This is a genomic window from Plantactinospora sp. B24E8, from assembly GCF_039871735.1.
Classification (GTDB): Bacteria; Actinomycetota; Actinomycetes; order Mycobacteriales; family Micromonosporaceae; genus Plantactinospora.
The window spans coordinates 58,580-70,671 of record NZ_JBDPMH010000023.1; the positions used below are offsets into that span (position 1 = coordinate 58,580).

Genomic DNA, 12,092 nt, shown 5'->3' on the forward strand with positions numbered 1-12,092 from the left:
AGGACCGCGTCCTCCGCACCGGCCCTTCGGCTGGTGGCTACGGTTCAGCTGGCAGAACAGGTGGGACTCATGCCGCTGCCGCTGCCGGTGCCCTGGAAACCGAACTCGGTGGACTGTCCGGCGGCGATCCGGCCGTTGTAGCTCACGTTGGTGAACGTGACCGCGCCGCTGTTACCACTGCGTTGGGTGTTCCAGGCGTTGGTGACCGTGGCACCGGACGGCAGGGTCATCCCCACCGACCAGCCGTTCGTGCCGGACGAGCCGGCGGTCACCCGTACCGTGGCGACGAAGCCGCCGTTCCACTGGTTCAGCGAGACGGTGGCCGAGCAGCCGCCCGGTCCCTGCGTCGGCGGCGTGGTGGGCGGGTTCGTCGGCCCGCTCGTCGGCGGCGTGGTCGGCGGGTTGGTCGGGGTGACGCCGTTGTTGAGCGCCTGGAGCGTGGCGTCGTACGCCGGCTTCTTGTTGCCGTTGCACTCGAACAGCAGCGGAGTGCCGCCGCTGCGCCACGAGTCACAGTCCCGGACGCCCCAGACGGTGATGCCGGTGCACCGCGAGACGGCGAGGCAGTCGTTCACCACGTTGCGGTAGGTGTTCGCCTGGGTCGTGCCGGAACCCTCGATGTCCAGCTCGGTGATCTGTACGTCGACGCCGAGGGCGGCGAAGCTGGACAGCGTGGTGCGGTAGTTGCTCGGGTACGGCGAGCCGCTGTTGAAGTGCGACTGGAAGCCGACGCAGTCGATCGGCACCCCGCGCTGCTTGAAGTCCTGCACCATCCGGTACACCGCCTGGGTCTTGGCCCAGGTCCAGTTGTCGGTGTTGTAGTCGTTGTAGCAGAGCTTCGCGTTCGGGTCCGCCGCGTCCGCGGCCCGGAACGCGGCCTCGATCCAGTCGTTGCCGGTGCGCTGCAGGTTGGAGTCGCGGCGGGCGCCGCTGTTGCCGTCATCGAACGCCTCGTTCACCACGTCCCAGGAGTCGATCTTGCCGGCGTAGTAGGAGGCGACCCGGGTGACGTGGTTGACCATCGCGGAACGCAGCGCACTGCCGCTCATCGCCTCCATCCACGCCGGCTGCTGGGAGTGCCAGGCCAGGGTGTGGCCGCGGACCTTCCAGCCCCGGCTGAGCCCGTGGTTGACGATCCGGTCGCCGTTGGTGAAGTTGAACTGGTTCTGCTGCGGCTCGGTCGCGTTGATCTTCATTTCGTTCTCGGCCGTGATCTGGTTGAACTCGCGGTTCAGCACGGTGGTGTAGGTGCTGTCGCTGAGCTTGCTCACGGAGACGGCGGCGCCGAAGTACCGGCCACCGCGTTCGGCGGCGGACGCGCCGAGGGTACTCGCGGCGCTGGCGGAGCCGGCGAAGGTGATCGCGGTACCGCTGGCGACCAGCGCAGCGGCGGCCGAGACCAGCAGGACGCGTACGCCTTGCCGCAGCTTCGGGCGTCTGCCCGTCGGCGGGGATACGTAACTCATGGTTCGTGCCTCTCGATGGTGGTGTGGGTGGCGCGGGGTGATCGGGTCACCGCCTGCTGTGCTGCCGACTCAGCAGGAGACGTCGATCTGCGTGAACGGTCCGGACCGCTGGGACGGTCGGGGGTGGGCACCTCGGGCGGTGGCATCTCCGCACGCGGTTCGGGTCGGTCGAGGTGGCGTACGCCGGCGCCTCCGACACGGCCGTCAGCCGTCCGGACACGGTGGCGCGAGGTAGCCCTTCCGCGCGTGACCCGGTGGCCCGGATCCGGTCACACTGCGCGGACCTCATCGACACGACTCGATTTCGGGATGCTAACGAAAGAATTCCGAAACTTCAACGGGACGAACGTCGGTCCGATCTGGACGAGCAGCGGGTCGGACGTCCGCTGACCCGCCCCTCCGTGAAGCTGAGCCGCTGGTCAGCTCGGAGGCGGCGGGGCAGGGTGCGGCGGAGGTGCGGAACGAACCCGTTCGATGGAACTTTCCGGAACTAACACTCCAGCCACACTTCGTGACGTATGGACTGTCCTTTCGGGACACCGTCCATAGGGCGAGCGGCCGTTTACAGGCCGAGCGGTCGGCCCTGCGTTGTCGATCGCTTCTGGCAGGATCAGGACCCGGGGATCCCCTGGGCGGGGACCGCAGCGAAGCCGTGTGCAAGGACCCTGTCGAGAGGTGATGTACGACCTGAGAAGGCTCACGGACTACGAGCGTCGTTATGTGCGGATGCTGGACGAGCTTCAGAGCGCTCCGGCAGTGCAGGTCATGCACGAGGAGCGAGGCCCGGTGGAGGAGTTCGTCGGGGACGCGGACGAAACCTTCCAGCTCATCGCCGAGGAGTGCGGGGTGGAACTGGACCCCCGCCTCCAGCGGAGCTTCCTCCGCTTCGAAGCGGTGTCCAGCCACTGGGCCGTGGAGCAGGGCGACCTCTACCAAACCGGCGAGTTCTCGGTCCGTCACCTGGGCGCCGCGATGTTCGGCGGGGTCGAAGACCTGGACCTCGAGGTCGACACCGAGTCCGGGCCGGAGTCGTACGAGGAACTGCGGCCCTTTGACGAACACCCGAAGGGCGGGGGCGGATCGTTCACGAGCCTGCGGATCCGACCGGGTGCGACGTCCCCCGAGGTGTGGTTCTTCGACGGAACCAGCCGCCTGCACAAGCTCGACCTGGACTACTGCGACTACCTCGATGCGCTCCTGGTGACCAAGGGAACCTACGGTTGGCAGTACTTGTTCGCCGAGGTGGACGCCCAGGACATGAACTTCCAGTTCGCCGCGGACGCCATGCGAAACATGCTGCGGATCTTCCCAGAGATCTTTCCGGATCACGACTACGCGCCCTTCCGAACCAGGCTGGAAGACCGGCGAAGGCAGTTCATAAATCACGAAGTGCGGCTGGAGTACTAGGTGTTGGTGGTCAGGACGTTGGTAACGGCGCGTAGTGGTGGGCAAGGTTGGTGGCGAGGGTGCGGAGGTGAGCCCGGGCTTCGGTGGGGCCGTGCACAGTAATGGCGTCCCCGAACGGCAGCAATGCTCGCACGTCCTCTAGATGCAGGAAGCGAATTGTTACCTTGTGGTCGGTGGCGGATTCTTCCCGGTCGTCCCGGACGAGTCGTGGGCCGAAAATCCGATCCGCCCGCTCGATCTGGGACTGGTCGATGGTGGCGCTGACCTCTATCGCGTGGTTGTGTGCCCACTGATCAATGAGCGCGGCAGCGACGGTGGCCAGGGTCTGGTTCTCGCGGATCCGTCGTGGCTGATCGACTTCCTTCCACGTCGTGATCCGTTCGAGTCGGTACATCCGTGGCACCCGGGCACAGTCGGCGATGAGATACCAGACGCCGGCCTTGGCGAACAGCCCGTAGGGATCCACGACCAGGTCGCGTGGACATGACTCGCGTGAGCTGTTGTACTCGATCCGTAGCCGGCGACCTCGCCGCACCGAGCCGATCAGCGAAGCCGGAGTCGTGCCGGACGCTGATGTCTGGAGCCAGGGACGGCTGTCCACGTGCACTACGTCGGTGAGCGGTAGGAGTTCCTGATCTCGACGTGACTGTTTCGCTGCGATTTTGGCGAGCGCGCGCCGGCTTTCGACCGAGGCGTCGAGCTCCGCGCGTTGTATCTCATCCAGCCCAATGAGCGAGAGGTGATCACGCTCGTCAGCCGTGAGCCGCGTGAGGTCGAGCCCGGACCCGGGCAGCATGGTCACGCCGCCGAGGCGGCCCCGGTGTGCGGTCACCGGCAGACCGGCGTCGCGGAGCCAGTTCAGGTCCCGGGTGATGGTTCGCAGGGAGACCCCGAGCGCCGAGGCAAGGTCCTGTGTGGTCGCGCCATCCCTCGATTCCAGGAGCAGCAGCAGGGCGAAGAAGCGGTCCGGGGTCACCCACCAAGTTTTTCAGGAATTGCGACACGATGCGGCGCATATTCCGGCCAGGCTGGTGGATGCGTACCTACGACCTGCGAGAAGGAACAACATGACCACGTCCGTCGTGTCCATCGTCTATGTGAGCGACGCTCCCGCCGCAGCCCGTTTCTACGGCGACCTCCTCGGCATGAGCCCCTCGCTCGAGACTCCGGGATACATCACCTTCGACCTCGGACCAGGCGCTGACCTCGCTCTGTGGTCCGGCCAGTTCGAGGACCTGTCGCCGGACGTCCCGCGTACCAGTGAGGTGTGCCTGGCCATCAGCGGCGGTGGACCCGACGAGATCAACGCGATCTTCAAACAGTGGCAGTCCAAGGGCGTCACGATCCTGGACCAGCCTCGCGATGCGGGGTTCGGGCTGACCTTCCTCGCAGCCGATCCTGACGGGAACCGTGTCCGGGTCGCACCGAAGGACTGAACAGCCGCCATGCGACAGGCGCGCACGATAGGTGTCGCGCCTGCCGTTGGAAGTTCGGACTCCGCAAGATCATCCACAAGGTGGGTCCGGGCGAGCAGCCGGCCGTGTTCCTCGCGGAAGACCCGCTCGACGGCGTGTACCTCGGTCACGCCGGATCCGACCACCATTCCGGCTTGTCGAACTCCAGGACCGGCCGGATCTCGACCGTGCCGCGCGACGCGGCCGGGCAGCGGGCGGCCCAGTCGACGGCGGCGTCCAGGTCCGGCAGGTCCACCAGGTAATAGCCGCCGAGGATCTCCCGGGTCTCCGCGAACGGCCCGTCGGTGACGGTCCGGCCGCCGTCGGCGCCGAGTTGGACGCAGGTCGCGGTCTCGGTGCCCTGCAACGCCTGGCTGTCGAGCAGTGCGCCGGTGTCGGCGAGCAGCTTGTCGTACGCCCAGTAGGTGTCGATCTCGGCCTGGACCGCCGCCGGTTCGGTCGGGTCGCCGGTCGGGTCACCGTAGAGCAGGAACAGGTACTTCACGCTTGTCTCCCTCGGGTCGTCGCGGGGGCGCTCGCCGCCCAGCCTGACGACGAACGGAGCGGCCCGGAATCGACACGCCGGTGGAGCTGATTGCCTCGGACGCGCCGACAAAATTTCTTGTCTTGACTAAGCAGGTTGTCGGTGTCAGAGTATGGGCATGTTCGACATCGCGGTGATCGAGGACCCGGCGGCGGCCGAGGCGTCACTGGACCCGATCCGGGCCCGGCTGCTGGCCGCCCTCAGCGAGCCGGCGTCGGCGGCGACGCTGGCCACCCGGGTCGGTCTGGCCCGACAGAAGGTGAACTACCACCTTCGGGCCCTGGAGCAGCACGGCCTGATCGAGCTGGTCGAGGAACGCCGCAAGGGCAACATGACCGAACGGGTCATGCGGGCCACCGCGGCGTCGTACGTGATCTCGCCGGTCGCCCTGTCCGCCGTACGGCCCGACCCGGCGGCCCAGCCACCGGACCGGCTCTCCGCCCGCTGGCTGCTGGCGCTGGCCGCCCGACTCGTCCAGGACGTCGGCGCCCTGATCACCGGCGCCGACCGGGCCGGCAAGCGGGTCGCCACCTTCGCCGTCGACGGCCGGGTACGGTTCGCGTCCGCCGCCGACCGGGCCGCGTTCGCCGAGGAACTTGCCAGCGCCGTCACCGCCCTGGTCAGCAGGTACCACGACGAGAAGGCCCCCGGCGGTCGCGAGCACCGGGTGCTGCTCGCCCTGCACCCGAGTGCCGACCCGCCGCCCACCAGACCAACAGACGACACGAGTGCCGAGGAGTGAGTGACATGACCAGCGCCACCGCCATCGCGACCTACCCGACCGTCCAGATCGCCGAACCCACCACCGCGGCTGGGCGTCGCCGCCAACGCGCCCTCGGGGTCGCCGCCGCCGTCGTGTCCAGCAGCCTGCTCTACCTGGTGCCCCGCGCGGCCGGCACCGACTTCGCACTCGTCGCGCCGAACAACCCGGTGCCGCACCCGCTCATCCTGCCGGAGATCGCGGTCTTCGCCCTGCTCTTCGCCCTGCTCGGCTGGGGGACCCTGGCCCTGCTGGAACGGTTCACCCGGCACGCCCGGGCCATCTGGAGCGTGCTGGCGGCTGTGGTGCTGCTGGCCTCCTTCGTCCCGGTCTTCCTCCACCAGGCGACCACCGACACCCGGATCATGCTCTGCCTGATCCACGTCGCGGTTGCCGTCGCGCTGGCGCCGATGCTGCGCCACCGCACCGGTCGCGGCCGCCGCTGACCCGGCCCCCACCGGTCCCCCGCATCGCCACCGAACCACCCGCCCGACGCCCGACAGGGCGCGGCACATGCCGGGTCCGGAACGTCCGACGCGACGGCCCGGCCCGGCCCGATCTGACCAGAAGGACGGAGAAACCCCGCCATGGGACACCCATTCGAACTGCAGAAGACCATCGAGTTGGCCGGGACGCCGGAAGAGGTCTGGGCGGCGATCGCCACCGGCCCCGGCATCGACTCCTGGTTCATGGGGCGCAGCGAGGTCGAGCCGCGCGAGGGCGGCCAGACGCGTTTCTCGATGCTCGGCCAGGTCGCCGAGGCGACCGTGACCGCCTGGGAACCCGGCAAGCGGTTCGCGAACCGGACCGAGCCCGGCCCGGACGGCACCTTCCTCGCCACCGAATACCTCATCGAGGGACGCGACCAGGGCAGCACCGTGCTCCGGCTGGTGCAGAGCGGCGTGCTCGGCGACAACTGGGAAACCGAGTACGAGGCGATGCAGGTCGGTTGGGACATGTACCTGGGCAGCCTGGCCGCGTACCTGGCCCACTTCACCGGCCGCACCGCCACCCCGGTCACCGCGTTCCGGCCCGGTGCAGGCGACCCGGACCAGGTCTGGGCCGCGGTCGCCGACGCGTTCGGCATCACCGGACCGGTCACCGAGGGCACCCCGGCCCGGCTCACCGTCGACGGGCTGCCGCCGATCGACGGTGTCGTCGACCTCGTGTGCCTGCCCACCTACGTCGGCGTCCGCACCGACGACGCGATCTACCGCTTCCTGCACTCCGGCACCAAGCGGGGCAACGCCCTGGTCGTCGGCCACCACATCTTCGCCGCCGACCCGGACCCGGCCCGCACCGAGCGGATCTGGCAGGAGTGGCTGAACCGGCTCCCGGTCGGCTGACCGGCGCCGGAGGTCCGATGCTCCGGGCGGCCCGCCGGCCGGACCGGGAATCGGGGTGGGCTCAGGGTGGTACACCAGGGGGAGTAGCGGTTCCGACTCCCGGCGGCGGACGACCCGGCCCACCCCGCCGTCCTACCGTCCGGGCATGACTGGGAAACAACTGCGCTGGGCCGGACTTGTACTGGTACTCGTCGGCCTGGTCTTCAACCTCGGCTGGTTCTTCGTACCGCCGCACGTCTGGCTGGACGACCCCGGACTGGTCCCGATGCCGGAGGCGCTGCTCGGCTGGTGGGTGGTCGCCATCGGCGCCGTCCTGCTGCTGTACGGGCTGCGCCGGGGGGCACGGTGACCAGACGACGCACCCTGCTGCGCGGGCTCGCCGTGGCCGGCGGTCTGCTGGCCGCCCCGGCCGCCGGTATCGGCGGATACCTTTACGCCGAGTCCGGGCGCACCAACGTCGGCACCCTCACCTTCCGCAACCGGCTGGCCGTTCCTCCGCTGCTCACCCCGTCGACCGACCACGACGGCCGCAAACGGTTCCGGCTCACCCTGGCCGCCGGGCGTACCGAACTGCTCCCAGGTACCAGCACCGGGACCTGGGGCGCCAACGGATCGATCCTCGGGCCGACCCTACGGGTCCGGCGCGGCGACCGGGTCGCGGTCGAGGTGACCAACCAGCTCCCGGAGACCACCTCTGTGCACTGGCACGGCATGCACCTGCCGGCGGCGATGGACGGCGGACCGCACCAACCGATCGCGCCGGGGCAGGTGTGGCGGCCGTACTGGACGGTCGAGCAGCGCGCCGCCACCCTCTGGTACCACCCGCACCTGCACGCGCATACGGCCGCACACGTCTACCGGGGCGTCGCCGGGCTGTTCCTGATCGACGACGACGAGTCCGACACGCTGCGGCTGCCGAACCGGTACGGCGACGACGACATTCCGCTGATCCTGCAGGATCGGACGTTTCGCGACGACGGCTCCCTGGACGAGTCGGACCTCGGCTTCGGCGGGCTCACCATCACCGGTCTGCTCGGCGACCGGATCCTGGTGAACGGGACGTACGACCCGTACGTCGAGGTCGGTGCCGAACAGGTCCGATTTCGGCTGCTGAACGGCGCGAACGCCCGGGTCTTCTCCGTCGGGTTCACCGACGACCGTGAGTTCGCGCTGGTGGCAACCGAGGCGGGACTGCGGGAGCAACCGCTGCCGCTACGCCGGCTGATGCTCTCGCCGGGCGAGCGGGCCGAGATCGTCGTGCCGTTCCGGGCCGGCGAGCAGGTGGTGCTGCGGAGCTTCCCACCGCCGCTCGGTGGCAACGCCGTCTACCGCCGACTCGCCGGCGGCCACGACACCTTCGACCTGCTGAAGATCGTGACGGCCGACACGCTGCGGCCGGCGGCGCCGCCACCGGAGCGACTGGGCGCCCCGGCGCCACCCGTTGCGGATGCCGGTGCGGCGCCGCCGTTCCGGATCACGATGGGGGACTTCCTGCTCAACGACCGGACCATGGACCCGACCCGGATCGACCGGGTGGTCCGGACCGGAACGGTGGAGTGGTGGGAGATCGTCAACGGCCAGTTGATCCCACACAACTTCCACCTGCACGGCGCCGCGTTCCGAGTGCACGAGGTGAACGGCCGGCCGCCCGCACCGTACCTGACCGGGGAGAAGGACACCGTGTACGTGCCACCGGGCAGCAGGGTCCGGCTGGCCGTACGGTTCCTGGCGCACTCGGACGCACGGACGCCGTACATGTTCCACTGCCATCTGCTCGCCCACGAGGATGCCGGAATGATGGGACAATTCCTTACCGTGTCGGCTCAGGACGCGCCGCTGGTGCCGGGAACGCTCGTCGACCCGCACACCGGCCACGGAAAGTGAGGACCGATGGGCCGGTTCGACGTACCACTCGCCCTGGCCGTCGCGGTCGCCGTCACGGTCGCGACCGAGGTGTCCGCCGAGCCCGCCGAGCGCTCCTCCCCGGTGGTCGCCGGTGCGCTCGGCCTCGCCGTCGGCGGTCTGCTGCTGTTGCGCCACCGTCGCCCGGTACTCGTCCTGGTCCTGTCCCTGGTCGCGGTCATGACCTACAACCTGACCGACTTTCCCAGCATCTCGCCGATCTGGCCGCTGCTCGTCCCGCTCTACGCGGTGGCCCGCGCCGGTCAACCGCTGATCGGAGCGGCGATCGGCACCTCGACCCTGCTGGTCTCGACCGGCTGGGTGCTGCACGCCGGGGTCGGTCCGCTCGAACTGCTCGACGGCGTGCTCCGGGAGGCGGCGATCCTGGGCCTGGCGCTGATGGCCGGGGCCGCGGTCCGCGCCCGGGAACTGCTCGCCCGGGAGGCGCACGCCCGGCTCGCCGCAGAACAGGAGCAGCGTGGACGAGAGGCGGCGCGGCTGATGCTGGCGGAACGGATCCGGATCGCCCGGGAGTTGCACGACGTCACCGCACACACCGTCACGGTGGTCGGCGTCCAGCTCAACCTGGCCCGGGAACTGCTCGACGTGGATCCGGACGCGGCCCGGGAAGTGCTCGACGGCGCCCGGCAGATCAACGGGAACGCGATCGACGAACTCCAGTCGGCGGTACGCCTGCTCCGGGAACCCGGTACCGGGCCCGACCGGCAGGCGTTGCCCGACGAGACACAACTCGACGCGCTCCTCGACCGCGCGGCCGACACCGGCCTGCGTGCCAGCCTGCAACGGATCGGCCGGTCCCGCCCCCTGCCACCCGCGGTCGGGCTCACGGTCTACCGGATCACCCAGGAGGCGGTCACGAACGTGCTGCGGCATGCGCACGCCACCCGCGTCGTGGTGACGCTCCGCTACGCGGCGGACGGGGTACACCTCGATATCACCGACGACGGTACGCCGCCCGCACCGGCCGGCACCGACCCACCGTCCACCGTCGTCGGCCATGGCCTGCCCGGGATGCGGGAGCGGGCCGACAGCCTGGGCGGCACCCTTGACGCCGGACCGGCGCCCACCGGTGGCTACACCGTCCGGGCCTGGCTGCCGCTGCCCGCCGCGTCACCGGTGACTCCGGCCCGGCCGTCGGACGCTCCGGTGAGCTTGCCGGAGGTGGCGGCCCCGGCGGGGGCCGTCCCGGGAGGCGCGCCGGACGGTGGGCGGAGCTTCGGCGGGGCCGGACGGCGATGAGCATCCGGGTACTCATCGCCGACGACCAGCAACTCGTCCGGACCGGTCTGCGCGGGCTACTGGTTCTTGACGGCGACATCGAGGTGGTGGCGGAGGCTGCCGACGGCGTCGAGGCACTGCGGTTGGCCCGGCTCACCCGGCCCGACGTCGCACTGCTGGACATCCGGATGCCCGGATTCGACGGTCTGACGGTCACCGAGCGGCTCACCTCCGACCCGGAGACCGCCGGGGTACGCGTCGTCGTACTGACCACGTTCGACATCGACGCGTACGTCTTCCAGGCACTCCGGGCCGGGGCGAGCGGCTTCCTGACCAAGACGGTGGGCCGGGACGAGTTGTGCCAGGCGGTGCGGGTGGTCGCCGCCGGCGAGGGACTGCTGAGCCCGAGCGTGACCCGTCAGGTGATCGACGAGTTCAAACGGCGCCCGGCGCCGCCCCGGGTCGCTCCGGAACAGCTCGCCGGGTTGACCGACCGGGAGCGGGAGGTGCTCGCGATGGTCGCTGCTGGCCTGGACAACACGGGCATCGGGCGTGCCCTACGGATGAGCCCGCTGACCGCGAAGACCCACGTCAGCCGGATCATCAGCAAGCTCGGCGCTCGGGACCGGGCGCAACTGGTGAGGCTGGCGTACGAGACGGGCCTGGTCACCCCGGGCGGACCGGAAGCGGGGTGACCCGCATGCCGGCGAGCCCGTGCAACGAGTACAGCAACCCCAGCACGCTGCCCCGGTCCCGCAGCAGCCGCCACTTCGCCTCGTGCAACGCCCGCCCCACCGTCGCACCGGTCAGCAGCCCCGTGTAGAACCACCGGCTGAACGCGGCGGCGATCCCGTCCGGAATGTTCGCCGAGGTGCCGATGACGCCCCGGTTGCCGTTGCGCTGGAACGGCTGCAGCAGCGAGATCGCACTGTGCGGGTCCATCACCGCCGTGCCGCAGGCGTTGAGGAAGACCAGCGGTTTGTCGGTCCCCGCCCGCCCCGGCCCCTGGGCCACCCACCGCTCCACCAGGTCCGCCTTCAACTCGGTGAGCCGGACCCGCAACTCCCGGCGCTGCTCGTCGGCGAGCAGGTAGCCGTGCCCGTCCGGGTCCTCCGGCCGGGCCTCACAGTCACAGGCAAAGTGCAGGATCTGGTCGGCGGGCACCCCCCGACTGCCGTCGACGCCGAGCGTGGGGTCGCAGAGCTGGGCGGCCAGGCTCGGCGCGTCCGGCTTGTCGAGGTCGTCCGGGTACGGCCCCTCCAGCCGCAGCCGGTCACCCCGACTGCGGAAGAAGTCGAGTTCCCGGCGGGCCCCCGGATAGCCGGAGTGGTAGACCATCCGGACCGGCAACCGCTCCCAGCCGGCGAGGTCTAGGTTCCACTGTGGATCGTTCCGGTCCCGGCGCTCCACCACCGCGGCGAAACCCGGAAAGGCGAGCGCGGCCGACTCCAGCCCCGGCTGGTCACGTACCGGTGGCGGCCGGGTCGGTGCGAACAACGGCAGCAACTCCCACGGAAAAACATGGTCGGCGCGGTTGACGACGTGGATCAGCGGCGGCTCGGCCGAGCGGGCGCGCCAGGTCGGACAGGCGGTACGCAGGAACTCGACCAGCCGGCCCGAGTCACCCTGCGGATCGGCGAGCACGTCGAAGAGGAACGCCCGGCCGTACGCGCCGAGCGCCGTCAGACTGTCACCGGCCGCCGTCAGGTTCTCCCATGCCGCCTCCACCGGGTCCGCCGTCGCCGCGGCGACGGCCCGCCTCCGCTGCTCCCGGAGGATCCGGGCAAGGCCGACATGGAGTCTCGCGCCGTGCTGACGTACCTCGGCGAGCGGGGCGAGCCGGACCGCCAGGCTGTCCCCGACCACCGGCGCCTCCAGGTCGAGCCGCAGCGCGCCCTCGTGCTCCGTCGTGTACACCCGCACCGCGGGCCGACGGTTCGTCCGGTCGCCGGTACTCTCGCTCATCCGTCACCC

The 12,092-nt window shown here is 70.1% G+C and carries 13 protein-coding genes; 9 read left to right on the plus strand and 4 right to left on the minus strand.

Annotated elements, in window-relative coordinates; all coding sequences use genetic code 11:
• Window positions 1-44: 44 nt before the first annotated feature.
• Window positions 45-1,466 (minus strand): endo-1,4-beta-xylanase, encoded by a 1,422-nt coding sequence (locus ABGB21_RS26245; RefSeq protein WP_347652651.1) that lies wholly within the window; start codon window positions 1,464-1,466, stop codon window positions 45-47.
• Between the two features lie 675 nt (window positions 1,467-2,141).
• Between ABGB21_RS26245 and ABGB21_RS26250 the strand changes: the two genes are divergently transcribed.
• The gene (locus ABGB21_RS26250; protein WP_347658519.1) at window positions 2,142-2,873 is read left to right on the plus strand and encodes a hypothetical protein; all 732 of its coding nucleotides are present in this window, start codon (window positions 2,142-2,144) and stop codon (window positions 2,871-2,873) included.
• Window positions 2,874-2,883: 10 nt separating this feature from the next.
• On the opposite strand, the gene ABGB21_RS26255 is transcribed toward ABGB21_RS26250, so the two are convergent.
• The gene (locus ABGB21_RS26255; RefSeq protein WP_347658518.1) at window positions 2,884-3,849 is read right to left on the minus strand and encodes a WYL domain-containing protein; all 966 of its coding nucleotides are present in this window, start codon (window positions 3,847-3,849) and stop codon (window positions 2,884-2,886) included.
• 91 nt (window positions 3,850-3,940) lie between these two features.
• On the opposite strand from ABGB21_RS26255, the gene ABGB21_RS26260 reads away from it, so the two are divergent.
• Window positions 3,941-4,309, plus strand: a complete 369-nt coding sequence (locus ABGB21_RS26260) for a VOC family protein (RefSeq protein WP_347658517.1) — start codon at window positions 3,941-3,943, stop codon at window positions 4,307-4,309.
• A gap of 145 nt (window positions 4,310-4,454) precedes the next feature.
• Here ABGB21_RS26260 and ABGB21_RS26265 read toward each other — a convergent pair whose 3' ends face one another.
• Window positions 4,455-4,832: a YciI family protein gene (locus ABGB21_RS26265; RefSeq protein WP_347658516.1), complete on the minus strand. Its 378-nt coding sequence runs from the start codon at window positions 4,830-4,832 to the stop codon at window positions 4,455-4,457.
• A 157-nt stretch (window positions 4,833-4,989) separates the two neighbouring features.
• Here ABGB21_RS26265 and ABGB21_RS26270 point away from each other — a divergent pair, with 157 nt between their 5' ends.
• From ABGB21_RS26270 to ABGB21_RS26300, 7 genes are all read left to right on the plus strand, one after another.
• Window positions 4,990-5,613 (plus strand): helix-turn-helix domain-containing protein, encoded by a 624-nt coding sequence (locus ABGB21_RS26270; RefSeq protein ID WP_347680002.1) that lies wholly within the window; start codon window positions 4,990-4,992, stop codon window positions 5,611-5,613.
• A 5-nt stretch (window positions 5,614-5,618) separates the two neighbouring features.
• The gene (locus tag ABGB21_RS26275; protein ID WP_347658514.1) at window positions 5,619-6,077 is read left to right on the plus strand and encodes a DUF6069 family protein; all 459 of its coding nucleotides are present in this window, start codon (window positions 5,619-5,621) and stop codon (window positions 6,075-6,077) included.
• A 141-nt stretch (window positions 6,078-6,218) separates the two neighbouring features.
• Complete coding sequence (locus tag ABGB21_RS26280; RefSeq protein ID WP_347680004.1) at window positions 6,219-6,977, plus strand: SRPBCC domain-containing protein; 759 nt, start codon at window positions 6,219-6,221, stop codon at window positions 6,975-6,977.
• A 145-nt stretch (window positions 6,978-7,122) separates the two neighbouring features.
• Window positions 7,123-7,326, plus strand: a complete 204-nt coding sequence (locus tag ABGB21_RS26285; RefSeq protein ID WP_347658512.1) for a hypothetical protein — start codon at window positions 7,123-7,125, stop codon at window positions 7,324-7,326.
• Complete coding sequence (locus tag ABGB21_RS26290) at window positions 7,323-8,861, plus strand: multicopper oxidase domain-containing protein (protein ID WP_347680006.1); 1,539 nt, start codon at window positions 7,323-7,325, stop codon at window positions 8,859-8,861. The genes ABGB21_RS26285 and ABGB21_RS26290 overlap by 4 nt, the downstream gene beginning before the upstream one ends.
• 6 nt (window positions 8,862-8,867) lie before the next feature.
• Window positions 8,868-10,139 (plus strand): sensor histidine kinase, encoded by a 1,272-nt coding sequence (locus tag ABGB21_RS26295; RefSeq protein ID WP_347658510.1) that lies wholly within the window; start codon window positions 8,868-8,870, stop codon window positions 10,137-10,139.
• Window positions 10,136-10,813 carry a response regulator transcription factor gene (locus ABGB21_RS26300; protein ID WP_347680008.1) on the plus strand — a complete coding sequence of 226 codons (678 nt, stop codon included), beginning with the start codon at window positions 10,136-10,138 and terminating at the stop codon, window positions 10,811-10,813. Before ABGB21_RS26295 ends, ABGB21_RS26300 begins: the two co-directional genes overlap by 4 nt.
• On the opposite strand, the gene ABGB21_RS26305 is transcribed toward ABGB21_RS26300, so the two are convergent.
• Window positions 10,785-12,083, minus strand: a complete 1,299-nt coding sequence (locus ABGB21_RS26305; protein ID WP_347680010.1) for a CHAT domain-containing protein — start codon at window positions 12,081-12,083, stop codon at window positions 10,785-10,787. The genes ABGB21_RS26300 and ABGB21_RS26305 overlap by 29 nt on opposite strands.
• Window positions 12,084-12,092: the final 9 nt, after the last annotated feature.